Raw genomic sequence first — 14,348 nt, forward strand, 5'->3', positions numbered from 1 at the left:
CCGAAAGGATGGCGCGAGTCGCAAGCAGAGAATCGCCTCGCAACCGGTCAACAAGAAATGCATTCAAGGTAACGCCGAAGCGCGCATGCATGAACCGAGCACATCTCAAAACTGCCCGCTCCGCGCTGCCGTCTTGCACCTGCCGGCGTACCACGCGGCGAACTCCGGTTCCGGCAAGGGCTTCGCGAAGTAGTATCCCTGCGCCATCTGGCAGCCGAGCCGCTTGACTTCGCGTGCCGCTTCGCGCGTTTCAACGCCCTCCGCGATCACCTTCAAACCGAACGCCTGCGCAACCGAAACGGAGGCTTCAATGATCGCCATGTCCTGCACACTGGTCGGGCCATGCGGAATGTCGCGCGCGAAAATCCGGTCCACCTTGATCGCATCGACCGCGAGGTGTTTCAGATACGCCGCCGAGGAATGGCCGGTGCCGAAGTCGTCCAGATAGAAGCGGATGCCCAGCTTGCGCAGACGCAAGATGATGCCAGCGGCGGCCTCGATGTTGTCGATCGCGACCGATTCGAGGATTTCGATCGCAAGCCTCGCCGGATCGAATGCCGGCACTCTCGTCAGCACCTCTTCCACCCGGTCGGCAAGCGTTATCGAATTGAAGTGTTCCGCCGAAATGTTGACGGAAATGACGGGCGAGATGCCCTGCGCAAACCAGATCGCGGATTGGCGAACGGCTTTTTCCAGCACGTACAGGTCGAGCGACAGCAGATGCTCGATCGAGTGGATGCGCGGCAGAAAATCGTCGGGCGGAACAAGCCGTCCGCCCGTGCCGCGCCAGCGCAGCAAGGCCTCGACCCCGACCGGCAAACCGGTATCGAGATCGATCTTCGGCTGGTAGTGCAGATCGATGCAGGCCGGGTTCCATGCCGGTTCGGCGACGGCTGCTTTTGAATGGCTCGTCAGCACCTCGTTCAGCTTCGCGAGCAGTCCCGACAACACGCTGATTTCAGGGTCGATGCGCACACGGTTCGCCATCGCGAATCCTTTTCCGCCATGTTTCATGTTCGACTCCAAACGGCAATCGATCCAGCGATCACCAGACAACGCGGCTTGCTTGAAAACCCTGCGCGTCGATGTTCTTGTCCCGGGAACACATTTCACTCAGAGTGAGAGTGGTTCGCGAACGCCGAATACTGTAAATATGTACAGTATAGTGTGCGCAAGCGAATGAACAAGGCAAACTCAAGGCGTGTGCAATTCACGCCACACATCCATCGTCTGCCACTGCTGCGGCAGACGGATATCCACGCCCTCCTTCATGCCGCGTTCGTGCAGAAAGCGCATCGACACGTCGAACTTGTCCAGCGGCGGCGGCATCGGCTTCATCGGTTCGTCGGACGATAGCCAGAAATCTTCCCAATGGATAGGAATGACGCGTTTTGCCTGCACCGTCGCGACCGTTTCCCGCCAGTACGCCTCGCGGTAATCGTCAGAACGCGTACCGAGCGAGCCGATGCCGAGCATGACGACGGCGGCGCGCACATCCTTGAGTGCGCCCGGTTCAAAGCCGGCGCTGCCGTTGATCAACAGCGACTTTTTTTCGTGCTGCACCAGCACGGCGTAACTCTGGCCTTCCTTGTAGTCAGCGGCGCGTATCGGCGGCTTCAGCGGCGCTTCGATCCGGCCGCCGGTAAAGCCGGTGGGCGCGTGCTGCGATGGAAACAATGTCACGGTGAAACGGCCGAAGCGCATCGGTTCGCGCATGTTTGCGATGCGGATCTGCGACTCCGGCAAACCCCAGCCACGTCCGACATTGGCCGTCGATTCCGATCCGACCAGCAAGGCATTGGTGCGCCGCGCGACTTCCGGCGCATCCATCGCATGGTCGTAATGCGAATGCACGGGAATGACCGCCGCCAGCCTGCTCTTCATCTCCGTGATGCCGCTGCGCTGCAAGCCGCGCGCAATGGCATCGTCCTCCGGCGCGACCTGCCCCAGAAAGGTTTGCAGCTTGCCCGGCCGGGAAAAGAAACCGTCGGTCAGAATGGCGGTTTCGCCATCGTCGAGCAGCACGGTCGATACGCCCAGAAAGACGACCTTCAGCTCGGGCGAGACCGCCGGACCGCCCTGCCAGCGCAGCGCATCGTAGGGCTGCAGAGACGGATGGCGATGCAACAGATAGGCGAGGCCAGCGGCGGCGATGATGCACAGGGCAAGCAGCAGGACAAGCAAGCGTTTGAGGATGCGCATCGAATTCCTATTCGATGGTAGTTGCGGGAAGTTCATGCCGCGCCGGGTCTTCGCTCGTCGCGCCCGCCAAACGCTCGGCGACGAGCTGCTGCAAGCGCCACAAATAGCGATCATGAATGCCGCGTTCTTCCAGATGGGAAACCGTGTTGTACAGATACTCCGCACACGATCCCCAATGGCCACAAGCTTGCGCGAGGATATCGACCTTCGCCTCCAGCGTCATGCGGCCGACATAGGCAGGCGATTGGCGGTTCATCACGAAGGCGATCGCGGGCAGCGTGCCCTGCGCGGTGGCAACCTTGATCCAGCGCGGCATGCTGTTGACCGGCTTGACCGTGAACTCGCGCCGGAACAGTTTCCCGAGCTGCTCGCGCAAGGTGGCGGCGGGCAGCCGATAGAGCACGCCCGTGCACTGGCCGCCGCGATCGAGCGCCATCATCAGCCCCGGCCGCTCGAGCGTGCCGCGATGGCGAAACACCTTGAAGCAGAACGAACGATGCCAGCCATGCGCGGTCGCGCGCCGCTCCTCCACAAATTCGATTTCCGGCCTCCAGATCAGCGAACCGTAGGCAAACATCCATGCGTCCTCGCCGGCGGCATGCGACGCGAGAATGGCTTCCGCGATAGCGTCGTAATCGGCGTCGGTATGATGCGCCCCCGGCTCGGGACCGGCATCCTCCACCATGGAGCGCGTCTGCGCGACCAGTCCCGCCGTCAGTGCCATGCGCCGCGTCGTCATTTCTCGTTCTTCCTGTTCCAGACAAGTTCTTCCGATATTAACTTGGCGTTCAGACCCGACACCAACAATTTCATCTCGCAGTACCCCGCCGCCCCGGAATCCACCGCACAAACGCACGCAGATTGATCCACTGCAAATCCCCTTGCAATGAAAAATACTCTACTCGGTAATCGGCGCGATCCCGAAACAGCCCTTCCGGAAAATTCCAACAACGTCGAACATCAAGGAGACAACATGAACCTGCCGTCCCGGATTCTGCCTCGCATCCTGCACCTCTCCGTGGCCCTCGCCTGCGTCGCGCTGTCCGGCGGTGCGACCGCACAAGACAATCTCAAAAAGCTGGAAAACTTCCAGGTCACCGGCACTTCGCTGACGCTCGAAACCGTGCCGCAGACAGGTGCCCGGGCAGAGGCGCTGAAGGCGAACCTGAAGAATATCAAGTTGCCGCCCGGCTTCAAGATCGACCTGTACGCGATCGTGCCGGATGCGCGCCACATGGCCATCGGCCCCTCCACCGGCATCGTTTTCGTCGGCACGCGCAAGACGAAGGTATGGGCCGTCACCGACCGCACCAAGACGCGCGTGGCCGACGAAGTGAAAGTGTTCTCGCCTTCGCTCAATTTCAAGGTGCCAAACGGCGTCTGCTTCTCGCCCGACGGCATCCTGTACGTGGCGGAACACAACCGCGTGATGCAGTTCCCGGCCGCCGAGTTTTTCTATGAAGGCCCGGACGTCGCCGCCGGCGCGGTCGTGCCGCAGGGACAGCTGATCCCGGTCGAGGAAGAAAGCTTCAACCACGGCGCGCGCACCTGCCGCATCGGCCCCGATAACAAGATCTACATCACGCTCGGCAATCCCTTCAACGTGCCGCCGCGGGAAAAGCTCGCCGTCTACGATCGGGTCGGCATGATGGGCATCGTCCGCATGGACCGCGACGGCAAGAACCGCGAAGTGTTCGCCCGAGGTGTGCGCAATTCGGTCGGAATGGACTTCAACCCGAAGGACAAGACGCTCTGGTTCACCGACAACCAGGTCGACGGCATGGGCGACAACATCCCGCCGGGCGAAGTCAACCGCGCGCAGAAGGCCGGGCTCCACTTCGGTTTCCCGTGGTACGGCGGCGGCAAGGTCCGCACCGAAGAATACAAGGCCGACAAGGTGCCTGCCGACGTCGTGTTCCCGCAAGCCGAAATGGCCGCGCACGCGGCGGACCTCGGCATGACCTTCTACAACGGCAAGGTCTTCCCGCAAAAATACCAGGGCGGCGCATTCGTGGCCCAACACGGATCATGGAATCGCTCCACTCCGGTCGGCGCGCGCATCATGTTCGTCCCGGTCAAGGCGGACGGCACCGCCGACAAGGCGGAAGTGTTTGCCGAGGGCTGGCTGACGCCGACGCACGAATACCTCGGCAGACCGGTTGATGTCGCCAACCTCCCCGACGGCTCCCTGCTCGTGTCGGACGACTATGCCGGCGCGATCTACCGGATTTCGTATGCGGCGCAATAAGACGGCACGCGGCCAGCGCGGACTGGCCGCACTGTTCCTGCTGACTGCGCTGTCGCTCTCGGTCGAGGCGAATGCGCAAGCCGGCAGGGAAAAGGCCGCCCAATGCTTCACCTGCCACGGCGCGGACGGCATTGCAAAAACGCCCGACGCACCCAATCTCGCGGGACAGAACGAGGCCTACCTCGTCAAGGCGATCAACGACTACAAGAGCGGCGCGCGCAAGCACGAGATCATGGCGATGATGACGCGCAATTTGTCAGCAGCGGAGATCGGGCAGCTTGCGGCGTATTACAGCCGGATCGAGATTGTGGTGAAGGTGCCGTGAACTTCTCTCGGCGCGCTAATTGCCCGCCTTCGCTGCACCGGCACGCCCACCCTGCGCCCCCACCAGCACCGGCGCGTCGCGATACGCTTCCGGGAACATGCGTTTCAGATTGGCGATTTTCGGCCGGTCGTACATCGCGATATAGGGCATGGCCGGATGCAGGGTTGCGTAATCCTGATGGTAGGCTTCTGCCGGATAAAACACGTTCAAGGGATTCAGTTGCGTCACGATGCGGTCGCTGAATACCTTTTCTGCGTTCAGTTGTGCGATGTATTTCTCGGCGACCTGCTTCTGCGCGTCATCCTTGTAGAAAATCGCAGACCGGTAGTGCGTACCGACATCGGGATACTGGCGATTGAGCTGAGTCGGATCGTGCGCAACGGAAAAGTAAATCTGCAACAACTTGCCATACGAAATCTGTTTCGGATCGAAAGTGATTTGCACCGATTCCGCATGGCCAGTGTTGCCCTTCGTTACGCGTTCGTACCTCGCCGTCTCCTTCTGTCCTCCCGCATATCCCGACACCGCGTTCAATACGCCCCTGGTGTGTTGAAACACCGCCTGCACGCCCCAGAAACATCCACCGGCAAAGACTGCGGTTTCCTGCACCTCTTGCTTGCCTGCCGTCATATCGGCTTGCGGGGGAGGGATTTTGACGGCGCTTTCCGCATTGGCAGCCTGCATGAAGTGGAAGCCGGCAATGGCGAGCAGTGCGATCGCAATCATGCCGAGTGTCCGACTTGTCAGCAGATGCGCCTGCTTCAAATAATCACGGTTCCTTGTTCCCATGGTACGACCTCGCAATGGCTGTTCAATGAGATGGAGGCAGACCCGGATGTTTGACGTCGTCAAACTTCAGCGGCCCGGACTCTCCTGGCCACACCTGCCATCAATGTCAATATAGGTCGTCAGGCGCAAAGAATCCTTACATTCCAACTGCCGGGGGAACACCGCTTGCCTGCGGCATGAATTGATTGCAGTGATCGACGCATTCAAAAGTTCATTGCTCCGCACCAATGGAACAAGAATCAGGTCAACGCGTTTCTGCCACCGAATGGAAACCCGCATTGCCTTCCTTCATTGCCTGCTGTCATCGCAGCACTACCGCATCGCCTGCGACTTGATGGACTCGATCAACTGCCTCGCATACAGGGGAAGTGCATCAAACCGCCGCACGCAGACCACCAGCTGCCGTTGCGCCCATGCATCGGTCAGACGGAAACGCCGCAGCGCCATCGAACGCTGGCAGCGCACGGCTGCCGTTTCCGGGATCACGCCGATCCCCGTGCCGCTCTCCACCATTCTGCAGACCGCGTCGAAGCTGCGCAGCCGCACACGATAGTTCAGCCGTTTGCCGGCGCGCGCGGCGTGCGCGGCAAGATGTCTCTGCAATGCGCTGTCGCCGGCCAGGCCGACGAAGTCGCAATCGAGCGTTTGCATGAAATCGACGTTGCGCCGTTTCTCGCGCCGCAGCTTCGCCACCAGGGGATGGTCGCGCGCGGTGACGACCACCAGGCGGTCGGGGCGCAAGGGGTATGTTTCCAGACCGCTCGTGTCGACCGAGTCGGCAACGATTCCCGCATCCGCTTCTTCCTGCAGGATCGCTTGCACGATGTCGTCGCTGAGGCGTTCTTCCAGGTCGATGTTCACGTTCGGATGGGTCGTCATGAAAGCGCGCAGCGCATCGGGCAGAAACTCGGATAGCGCGGCGGTATTGCACAGCAACCGCACGTGCCCTTTCAGGCCGCGCGCATATTCGCCAAGTTCGCCGCGCATCCGCTCCATCTGCTGCAGCACCGCACGCGCATGATGGACAAGCGTGCGGCCGGCGGCGGTCGGTTCGACGCCACGCCGGCCACGCTCCAGCAAGGGCACGCCCAGGGCATCCTCCATCCCGCGTATGCGGGCGCTGGCCGAGGCAAGCGCCATGTGGGAGCGCTCCGCGCCCGCCGTGATGCTGCCCGCCTCGATCACGTGCAGGAACAGGCGCATGTCGGTCAGATCGAAACGCATGTTGCCTCCATTTTTCTTGCGATTCTTCAGCCTTCGGATGAGCCGAAGGCTGACCAAGTGTAATCCACATTTTCATTTTCCGGCCGTGGCGGCACACTCGCGGCATGGAGAACATGTTCAACATTTCGGGAACAGGCACGATGGCGGGATTCATGGTGGTAATGGCCACCTTCCTGCTGGCCGGCCTCGTGAAAGGCGTGATCGGATTGGGCCTGCCCACGGTTGCCGTCGCGCTGTTGGGGCTGGTGATGACACCGATGGAAGCGGCGGCGCTGCTGGTCGTTCCATCGCTCGTCACCAATGTGTGGCAACTGGCCGCCGGCACCAATCTCAAGCGCCTGATGCACCGCTTGTGGCCGATGATGGCTGGCATCTGCATCGGCACCATGCTTGGCGCAGCGCTCTGGAGCGGAAGCGACGCGCGCCATGCGACGGCGGCGCTCGGCGTGGCGTTGATCCTGTATGCCTTGTCGGGATTGCTGTCGATCCGGCTCTCTTTCCCTGCCGGATCGGAGCCGTGGCTATCACCCACCGTCGGTGCTGCAACGGGCGCAGTGACTGCGGCGACCGGCGTGTTCGTGATGCCGGCAGTGCCCTATCTGCAGGCATTGGGATTCTCGAGGGAAGATTTGATACAGGCGATGGGCCTTGCATTCACCACGTCCACCGTGGCGCTCGCGGCCGGTTTTGCATACCAGGGTTCCTTGCATTCTGGCACTGCCGGCGGATCGCTGCTTGCCCTTTTGCCGGCGCTGGCGGGGATGCATATCGGACAATGGGTTCGCACTGTCGTGCGACCCGAGACATTCCGCAAATGCTTTTTCGCCGGGCTGCTTGCAATCGGCATGCATCTCGCGTTGAAGGGATTGTTCTGATGGACAACGGAAATTCCGAAGTCTCAGGTGTTCAAGCTGACGGCGGCATGCTCACGATATGTGAAGTGCCATGCCTGCCCGGACCGTCCGGACAGGAAAGCCGCCTCCTTGCACATATCGGTGGCGTGCCGGCAGGCGCGATCGATTTCTCCATTTCGGGAGAAGCGATTCAACTCCATGCGGTGTACGTGAAACCGCAGTTTCGCGGACAGGGTATTGGCAAGGCGCTGGTGCAGTCCGTGCAGCGCCGTCATCCGTCTTGCACGATGCATCCGCATGCAAGCAAACCGAAGACCCCATGCGTTTCCGGGGAGCGATAACCCTCGCGCATATCAAGCAAGCCATCTGAAACGTCACCAAGCATGGGCGCGTCTATCGTGTTGCGATCGATAGCAACAGATACGGCGCAGAACATGCCACTGGACATGCGTCCGGCAGCGATATGCAGAGATTGAATCATCGCAGGCCTGTCAACGCGGCCGGATGTATTTCGATGCGACTGCGCACCTACGAAGGCGAACATGGAGGGGAGCCCGTTCGTGGATTTTTGCAAGGTCGAGAACTGTCCTGGGCGCGGCTTGTCTCAGGGAGGGATGGCTTGACCCGGATGCACCAGGGTTGCCGTCGAGATATGAAAACCCCATCAATGAAGAACAAGGCAAGGGGCGATTCGTTGATCAATTTCGTTTTCGGCATTGGCGTGCGCTTTAACAAGCTGTTCAGGCGTCAGCTCCCGGCTTGTGCTTCCCTGCATCTCCTCAGCGCCGATGCGCAACTCGGGTTCCTGGCACGAAGTATCTGCCTCACGTTCCTGCTGGCCGTGCCGCTTCCTTCCCGCGCGCACGAACCGGCATCTGCGCCTCCGCCGCTCAACAGCTTCGAGTTGCCGCAGCCAAAAGGCTTGCAGCAATTCGCGCTGACGGACCATCGCGGCGTCCGTTTCGACAAGGCCGGTTTTGAAGGCCGCTGGACCTTCGTTCTGTTCGGCTACACACATTGCACCGATGTCTGCCCGGCCACGCTGTTCGAGTTGCGTGAGACGCGTCGCACTCTTGCGTCCGCACGCAGCGATATCGCCACCGCCACCATCTTCGTTTCGGTCGATCCGCAGCGCGACACGCGCGAGCGGCTGGCCGCATACGTAACGCATTTCGGCGAAGGCTTGCGCGGCGTGCATGGCGCGCCGGCTTCCGTGAAGGCGTTTGCCGAACAGTTCCGCGTGCGCTATGCGACGGCGGCGTCGAACAGACGCGCAGCGCAGTATGTCGTGGACCACACGGCCAGCGTCGCGCTGGTCGGACCTGACGCACGCTTGCATGCGGTGTTCATGCTGCCGCTGCGGCCGGAGCAGGTCGCAGCGGATGTGGCGCGCATGGATGCGCGCATGCAAACGGCTCGACACGATATTCCCACCCCGAAAGACGCAAAATGAAACGCATCCTCGCTCTCGCTTCGGCCGGCGCGTTCGCGTTGGCCGGTTGCGGTGAAGGCGGCAACGGCGGCAGCGCCGTCACTGCCGCCCGTACCGAAAACCCGGTCGTCGAAACCTTCCGCAACCCGCCCGAACTGCGCAGCCAGAACGGCGAACTGCGCACAACGCTGACAGTTGCTCCGGCCACCGTGCAGCTTGCCGGGAAATCGGTGACGACCACGGTCTACAACGGCAGCTGGATTCCGCCTGTGCTGCGGCTGCGTCCGGGTGAGCAGTTGCTGCTCGACCTCGACAACCGCGCCGCCGAACCGACCAACGAACACTTCCATGGACTCAACGTGTCGCCCGGCATCAATGCCGACGCCACCGTGTCGGACAACGTATTCGTGCATGTCGAACCGGGCAGCAAGGTCAGTTACCGCATCGCCATTCCGCCGACACACAACTCCGGCCTGTACTGGTACCACACGCACCAGCACGGAATAGCGCAGCGGCAGGTGATGGGCGGCTTGTCGGGCGGACTGGTGATCGACGGCGTGTTAGACCCCTTGCCGCAGTTGCAAGGCATCACCGAGCGCATCATGCTCTTGAAGGACATCCAGATCACGCCGCAGGGCACGCTGCCCGACGACATCGACCCGAGCGCGCCGAGCGACCGCATGGTCAACGGACAGGTCAATCCGACCCTGGTGATCCGTCCCGGCGAGACGCAGTTCCTGCGCCTCGGCAACATCGGCTCCGACGTTTACTACAAGCTCAAGCTCGACGGCCATGTCTTCCACGAACTGGCGCGCGACGGCAACCGCCACAACCAGCTCGTCACCAGCGACGAACTGCTGCTGCCGCCGGGCTCGCGCTCGGAGGTGTTGATCCAGGGCGCGGCGCAGGGAACCTATTTGCTGCGCGCGCTGGCGTTCGACACCGGCCCGGCGGGCGACAGCTACCCTGAGGCGACGCTGGCCACGCTGGTGTCGCAGGGCCAGGCGCAAACGCCGATCGCGCTGCCCACCGCCCTGCCGGCGGTCGAGGACTTGCGCACCCTGCCGGTGGCGCGCAGACGCACGATCACCTTCGTCGAAGACACTGCCAACAACACCTTCTTCATCGACTCGGGCAACGGGCCACTGATGTTCGACGCGAACCGCATCGACTCGACTATCCCCTCCGGCACGGTCGAGGAATGGACCGTTCTCAACGCGACGCCGGAGCTGCATGTCTTCCACATCCACCAGACCGATTTCCAGGTCACCGAAATCAACGGCGTCGCCCAACCCTTCGTCGGCCACCAGGACAACATCAACGTGTCATACCAGCCCGACGCATCGTCAGCGCCGGGGCAGGTCAAGCTGCTGATCGACTTCCGCAACCCGCTGATCGTCGGCAAGTTCGTCTACCACTGCCACATCCTCGAACACGAGGACGGCGGCATGATGGCCGTGGCCGAAGTGGTGAAGCCTGCAATGGCGGCTGCGGCGCAGTTCGGCGCCACGCTGGTGAAGGCCGTCAACAGGACGCTCGGCCGTAGCGCCGAACGCGGCAACGCCGACGAGGCGGCCCGCATCGAGCAGACCTTGAGCGCGGTACAGGCGGGCAGCTACTGCCGGACCGAAGAGCCAAGGGCTGCATCGCAGGACGCAACGCGATGAATAGCGGAGCAAGGCGTTGCAGCAGCATCGCCGCGAAACGAGCCGTCGGCGGGAAACCATGAGCGTGAACCCATCGGCTCGCCGCCGGCTGACCCTTTTGTTCGCCGCCGCACTCGCTTGCTTGCCCGCGATTGCCGGGGAACGGGCTCCCGAACGCATCACGCCGCTGCTGCTGTCAATACAGGTCGCGCCGATCCCGGTGGCCGGTTCGGATGGGCAGACCCATCTGGTCTATGAACTGTGGATCGACAACTTTTCGAGCGCCGAATCGGTGGTCGAGAAGATCGAGGTGCTGGCCGGCGACCGCGTGTTGCACACGCTCGATGGCGACGCCTTGGCCGGCCGGTTGCGTCCGGGCGGGCAGAATATCGCTGGAGCCTCGCTCGCCAAGAGCACGCTGAACTTTGCGGCCATGCACCTGAGCTTACCGCGTGGCGCCAACGTGCCGCGCCGGCTCAGTCACCGCGTGACTGGCAAGGTGCGGGCCGCGCCGCCTGGGCAGCAGCAGATTGTGCAAACCGGCGCCGAGGTCGCGGTCGAAAATCGTGAGGCGGTCGTGATCGGCCCGCCGCTGCGCGGCGAGCGCTATATCGCGGCCGATTCCTGCTGTGACGCAGTACGTCATACTCGCGCCGCATTGCCGGTGAACGGACGCATCCGCCTTGCGCAGCGCTTCGCCGTCGATTGGGAGCAACTCGACGCACAGGGGCGCATCTACAACGGCCCGCAGAAGACTCTCACGAGTTACACCATCTTCGGCCAGCCGGTGCTGGCAGTGGCCGATGCGCGCGTAGTGTCGGTGGTCGATGGCCTGCCCGAGCAGACTCCGGGCACCTATCCGGAAAACATTGCGATCGAAGACGCCGACGGCAACTCGGTGGTGCTCGACCTTGGCGGCGGGCGCCACGCGCTGTACGCGCACATGCAACCGGGCAGCATTGCAGTGAAGCCGGGCGAGCGGGTGCGGCGCGGTCAGGTGCTTGGCCGGGTCGGCAACAGCGGCAACTCGGTCGCGCCGCACCTGCACTTTCATGTGATGGACGGACCTTCGCCGCTGGACTCCAATGGCCTGCCGTACCGGATCGATACGTTCTGGGTCAGCGGCAACGCACCCAGCACGGATGCGTTCGACGACGCCGAGGCCAAGGGTACGCCATTGGCGGTGATCCCGGTTACACCTCCGCGCCAGGTGAGCAGAAGCTTGCCGATGGACCAGTTGATTGTTCGCTTCGGCCCATGAGGCGGGCTGCAACTATCACCGGAACTGCCGGCTGACGCCACGCCGATGCAGCCGGACACCGGCTGCATCGAACGAAGTGCGACCGTCAACGTGCCTTACGTCGCTCGCGAAAAATCCGGTGTCAGCACGACAGCGGAACCTGTCTCCGCCGCGTCGCTCGCCGGTGGCGGCGTTTTGCGTGGCGACAATTGCTTGCTGCGCACTCGTCTGGCAAAGGCGGTAGTGAAGGCGGCATAGCCATCGGCACCGGGTTTGATTCCTTCGCGCGCCGCCTTGATGACACCTGTCTCCAGCGTGTCGCCCAAATCGTACGCGAGGTCGCCCTTGTCCCACGCGGATTCGTCCCTGTATGCCAACTTCGGTTGCATCTTCTTCCTCAACTAGATCCGGCAGCATCACACCGATGAATGTCTGCCTGCCGCGATCAACTGTATATCCAGTTGGCGCGGGCGTTCAATCATTTGATCGCGCCGAAAGAAAAAATGTCAGGGACATGCAACAGCGATTATCAGGATGATATTGAATGCAGATCAGCGCCGCCAGTGCGGTGCGGAGCGGAGCACCGGCATCGCGCGCATCGTCCGTCTGCGCGACAGGACAGCAGCGAAACACCATGCTCCCGTTTCCGTTTTGCAGAGCGCGGAAGATTGCCGGAATGGCAGATCACTGCGGCACAGTGCATGACTTCGACCGAGTCCGGCATGCACTCAGCAAAGGCAAACGCATCGCGCTCCTGCGAATCGCACGGCGGTAACAGTTTGTTACCTTGAATACTGTGCATTAACAGCAAGGCGGTCCGCTTTGTCATGTAATGTATTCAGGTCCTCTGGAGAACATCATGAAAACAAGCACCGCTATCGCCGCCAGCCTGCTCGCAGGCATCACTCTGTTGTCCGCCGCCCCCGCCATGGCCCGTGGCGATGTGCAATGGTCGGTGACGGTCGGTTCTCCCGCATATCACGTGCCGCCCGCCGTCGTCTATGCACCGCCGCCTGTTGTGTACGCGCCGCCGCCGCGCGTCGTCTATGTGCAGCCGCAACCGGTCTATGTCCATCCTCAGCCGGTTTATCGTCCAGGTGTGGCGGTGGTCGAATACGGTTACCGCGAACGCGGCTGGCAGAGGCATCATCACGGCCGGGACCACGATGGCCGCTACGAACGGCACTATCGTCAAGACCGCCACGATCGGCATGATCGCCGCGACTACCGCTATTGAGTGATGCTTGAAACACCCGGGATAGTCAGCACGGCTGTCTCGGAAGGCACGCCGTAAAGGCCGCGCAGCAATGCCTGCAGCGCCATCTTCCGTTCCGGCGCGGTCGCTTCCAGCACGCCATTCTGCTGCAGCAGCGCGACCAGCTTGAGCGGCGCGGTGTCGGCGTCGCCGATGATCTCCACATGCCCCGCCTTGATTGCCACGACCCTGGTGTTGCGCGCCTGCTCGATTCCCACGTTGCTTTGCTCATCGAGACTGAATACGTAGTCGTGCTTCACGCACTCGCCTTTCAATGCCATGCGGCACGCTCCGCGTTCATCCGTATCGATCTTCAGGTAATCGCGCACCTGCGCGATCAGCGGGCCGGGATGCCGGATGAAATCGGAATCAGGCACGATCTCAAACCACTTGTCGCCCGAGATCAGGATGCATATCGGCACAACGAGTCCGAGCGTCAGCACGCGGACCGCCGGCTCGGTGCATTGCTGCGCCGCGTGTATGCCCGAGAACGGGCCGGACACCGTCACCAGGCGCAGCGCGATATCGGTGTTGCGAATCGGCGCGGGGAGGTCGGCCACCAGCGATTTGCGCGCGATCAGCGCCCCCTGGCTGTGACCGATGACGGTGACATGCTTGTCGCTCATGTTTGCCGCGAGGCTGCCGAGCGCGGCTGCAAGTTGTCCGGCACTGATCACCAGGCTGTCGCGGTCGTTGTAGCTGAAGCATGCGGTCTGCTGGCCGTGCAAGGCGAATACCTGCGCCAATCCGCGAAACCCGCCGGACGTGCCGAGCCAGCCGTGGACGAACACGGTGACCGGCTGCTGCGAGTTCAGGTGCAGAGTGCGATCCGGATTGTCGGTGCAGGGGCCGAGCCCCGGTATGCGCAGCGCGACATCGGGTGCCAGCAGATTGCCGGCGGCGAAGCGGTCGCGCTCGGGCTCGGCGGAAATCGGCGTGGCGCATGCGACGAGCAGCGTTAGCAACGCAATCATCGCCGACATGCAGAACCATCGCTTCATGCACGACTCCCGGACTGGGGGACGACAGGCGGAATCGACCCGCAAGCGCGCGCAGTGCTCGCGTGACGTGCCGCAATCCAGGCGAGGAAGTGCAACAGTCCATCGCGCAACTTCGCGTCGCCGCTGCGCTTG

The 14,348-nt window shown here is 62.4% G+C and carries 16 protein-coding genes; 8 read left to right on the forward strand and 8 right to left on the reverse strand.

Going from position 1 to position 14,348, the window contains the following annotated elements; translation table 11 throughout:
- Positions 1-105 precede the first annotated feature (105 nt).
- The 3 genes from D3870_RS20240 to D3870_RS20250 all read right to left on the reverse strand — a co-directional run bounded on the left by D3870_RS20240 (position 106) and on the right by D3870_RS20250 (position 2,941).
- Positions 106-1,014: an EAL domain-containing protein gene (locus tag D3870_RS20240; RefSeq protein ID WP_119742872.1), complete on the reverse strand. Its 909-nt coding sequence runs from the start codon at positions 1,012-1,014 to the stop codon at positions 106-108.
- A gap of 180 nt (positions 1,015-1,194) precedes the next feature.
- Positions 1,195-2,202 (reverse strand): MBL fold metallo-hydrolase, encoded by a 1,008-nt coding sequence (locus tag D3870_RS20245; RefSeq protein WP_158590529.1) that lies wholly within the window; start codon positions 2,200-2,202, stop codon positions 1,195-1,197.
- A 7-nt stretch (positions 2,203-2,209) separates the two neighbouring features.
- Positions 2,210-2,941, reverse strand: a complete 732-nt coding sequence (locus D3870_RS20250; RefSeq protein WP_119742874.1) for a gamma-glutamylcyclotransferase — start codon at positions 2,939-2,941, stop codon at positions 2,210-2,212.
- Positions 2,942-3,175: 234 nt separating this feature from the next.
- Between D3870_RS20250 and D3870_RS20255 the strand changes: the two genes are divergently transcribed.
- Positions 3,176-4,450 (forward strand): PQQ-dependent sugar dehydrogenase, encoded by a 1,275-nt coding sequence (locus D3870_RS20255; protein ID WP_119743177.1) that lies wholly within the window; start codon positions 3,176-3,178, stop codon positions 4,448-4,450.
- Positions 4,437-4,775, forward strand: coding sequence for a c-type cytochrome (locus D3870_RS20260; RefSeq protein WP_119742875.1), 339 nt, complete (start codon positions 4,437-4,439; stop codon positions 4,773-4,775). Before D3870_RS20255 ends, D3870_RS20260 begins: the two co-directional genes overlap by 14 nt.
- A 15-nt stretch (positions 4,776-4,790) precedes the next feature.
- Here the strand turns inward: D3870_RS20260 and msrA are convergent, their stop codons facing one another.
- Positions 4,791-5,501: a peptide-methionine (S)-S-oxide reductase MsrA gene (gene msrA, locus D3870_RS20265; RefSeq protein WP_119743178.1), complete on the reverse strand. Its 711-nt coding sequence runs from the start codon at positions 5,499-5,501 to the stop codon at positions 4,791-4,793.
- A 375-nt stretch (positions 5,502-5,876) separates the two neighbouring features.
- Positions 5,877-6,788, reverse strand: coding sequence for a LysR substrate-binding domain-containing protein (locus D3870_RS20270; protein ID WP_119743179.1), 912 nt, complete (start codon positions 6,786-6,788; stop codon positions 5,877-5,879).
- Positions 6,789-6,901: 113 nt separating this feature from the next.
- Here D3870_RS20270 and D3870_RS20275 point away from each other — a divergent pair, with 113 nt between their 5' ends.
- On the forward strand, positions 6,902-7,663 hold the full coding sequence (locus D3870_RS20275) for a sulfite exporter TauE/SafE family protein (RefSeq protein ID WP_242490119.1): 762 nt from the start codon (positions 6,902-6,904) through the stop codon (positions 7,661-7,663).
- A 47-nt stretch (positions 7,664-7,710) separates the two neighbouring features.
- Positions 7,711-7,983 (forward strand): GNAT family N-acetyltransferase, encoded by a 273-nt coding sequence (locus D3870_RS23275; protein ID WP_422879682.1) that lies wholly within the window; start codon positions 7,711-7,713, stop codon positions 7,981-7,983.
- Here the strand turns inward: D3870_RS23275 and D3870_RS22595 are convergent.
- The gene (locus D3870_RS22595; protein ID WP_199710880.1) at positions 7,914-8,186 is read right to left on the reverse strand and encodes a hypothetical protein; all 273 of its coding nucleotides are present in this window, start codon (positions 8,184-8,186) and stop codon (positions 7,914-7,916) included. The genes D3870_RS23275 and D3870_RS22595 overlap by 70 nt on opposite strands.
- Before the next feature lie 108 nt (positions 8,187-8,294).
- Here D3870_RS22595 and D3870_RS20285 point away from each other — a divergent pair, with 108 nt between their 5' ends.
- The 3 genes from D3870_RS20285 (at position 8,295) to D3870_RS20295 (ending at position 11,981) form a co-directional block, all read left to right on the forward strand.
- Complete coding sequence (locus tag D3870_RS20285) at positions 8,295-9,095, forward strand: SCO family protein (protein WP_158590531.1); 801 nt, start codon at positions 8,295-8,297, stop codon at positions 9,093-9,095.
- Positions 9,092-10,741 (forward strand): multicopper oxidase family protein, encoded by a 1,650-nt coding sequence (locus tag D3870_RS20290; protein ID WP_119742877.1) that lies wholly within the window; start codon positions 9,092-9,094, stop codon positions 10,739-10,741. Before D3870_RS20285 ends, D3870_RS20290 begins: the two co-directional genes overlap by 4 nt.
- Before the next feature lie 64 nt (positions 10,742-10,805).
- The gene (locus D3870_RS20295; RefSeq protein WP_158590532.1) at positions 10,806-11,981 is read left to right on the forward strand and encodes a M23 family metallopeptidase; all 1,176 of its coding nucleotides are present in this window, start codon (positions 10,806-10,808) and stop codon (positions 11,979-11,981) included.
- A gap of 95 nt (positions 11,982-12,076) precedes the next feature.
- Here D3870_RS20295 and D3870_RS20300 read toward each other — a convergent pair whose 3' ends face one another.
- Positions 12,077-12,349 (reverse strand): hypothetical protein, encoded by a 273-nt coding sequence (locus tag D3870_RS20300; protein WP_147375884.1) that lies wholly within the window; start codon positions 12,347-12,349, stop codon positions 12,077-12,079.
- Positions 12,350-12,819: 470 nt separating this feature from the next.
- Between D3870_RS20300 and D3870_RS20305 the strand changes: the two genes are divergently transcribed.
- A complete protein-coding gene (locus tag D3870_RS20305; RefSeq protein WP_119743182.1) occupies positions 12,820-13,197 on the forward strand; it encodes a hypothetical protein in 378 nt (125 codons plus the stop codon).
- Here the strand turns inward: D3870_RS20305 and D3870_RS20310 are convergent.
- Positions 13,191-14,216: an esterase/lipase family protein gene (locus D3870_RS20310; protein WP_199710842.1), complete on the reverse strand. Its 1,026-nt coding sequence runs from the start codon at positions 14,214-14,216 to the stop codon at positions 13,191-13,193. The genes D3870_RS20305 and D3870_RS20310 overlap by 7 nt on opposite strands.
- Positions 14,217-14,348 lie beyond the last annotated feature (132 nt).

The sequence above is a fragment of the Noviherbaspirillum cavernae genome (genome assembly GCF_003590875.1).
GTDB classification, from domain to species: domain Bacteria; phylum Pseudomonadota; class Gammaproteobacteria; order Burkholderiales; family Burkholderiaceae_D; genus Noviherbaspirillum; species Noviherbaspirillum cavernae.

Excerpts from the sequence above, each read along its gene's own strand:
- D3870_RS20240 (WP_119742872.1), bottom strand. The coding sequence starts at position 1,014 with ATGAAACATGGCGGAAAAGGATTCGCGATGGCGAACCGTGTGCGCATC.
- D3870_RS20245 (WP_158590529.1), bottom strand. The coding sequence starts at position 2,202 with ATGCGCATCCTCAAACGCTTGCTTGTCCTGCTGCTTGCCCTGTGCATC.
- D3870_RS20250 (WP_119742874.1), bottom strand. The coding sequence starts at position 2,941 with ATGACGACGCGGCGCATGGCACTGACGGCGGGACTGGTCGCGCAGACG.
- D3870_RS20255 (WP_119743177.1), top strand. The coding sequence starts at position 3,176 with ATGAACCTGCCGTCCCGGATTCTGCCTCGCATCCTGCACCTCTCCGTG.
- D3870_RS20260 (WP_119742875.1), top strand. The coding sequence starts at position 4,437 with ATGCGGCGCAATAAGACGGCACGCGGCCAGCGCGGACTGGCCGCACTG.
- msrA (WP_119743178.1), bottom strand. The coding sequence starts at position 5,501 with ATGATTGCGATCGCACTGCTCGCCATTGCCGGCTTCCACTTCATGCAG.
- D3870_RS20270 (WP_119743179.1), bottom strand. The coding sequence starts at position 6,788 with ATGCGTTTCGATCTGACCGACATGCGCCTGTTCCTGCACGTGATCGAG.
- D3870_RS20275 (WP_242490119.1), top strand. The coding sequence starts at position 6,902 with ATGTTCAACATTTCGGGAACAGGCACGATGGCGGGATTCATGGTGGTA.
- D3870_RS23275 (WP_422879682.1), top strand. The coding sequence starts at position 7,711 with ATGCTCACGATATGTGAAGTGCCATGCCTGCCCGGACCGTCCGGACAG.
- D3870_RS22595 (WP_199710880.1), bottom strand. The coding sequence starts at position 8,186 with ATGTTCGCCTTCGTAGGTGCGCAGTCGCATCGAAATACATCCGGCCGC.
- D3870_RS20285 (WP_158590531.1), top strand. The coding sequence starts at position 8,295 with ATGAAAACCCCATCAATGAAGAACAAGGCAAGGGGCGATTCGTTGATC.
- D3870_RS20290 (WP_119742877.1), top strand. The coding sequence starts at position 9,092 with ATGAAACGCATCCTCGCTCTCGCTTCGGCCGGCGCGTTCGCGTTGGCC.
- D3870_RS20300 (WP_147375884.1), bottom strand. The coding sequence starts at position 12,349 with ATGCAACCGAAGTTGGCATACAGGGACGAATCCGCGTGGGACAAGGGC.
- D3870_RS20305 (WP_119743182.1), top strand. The coding sequence starts at position 12,820 with ATGAAAACAAGCACCGCTATCGCCGCCAGCCTGCTCGCAGGCATCACT.
- D3870_RS20310 (WP_199710842.1), bottom strand. The coding sequence starts at position 14,216 with ATGAAGCGATGGTTCTGCATGTCGGCGATGATTGCGTTGCTAACGCTG.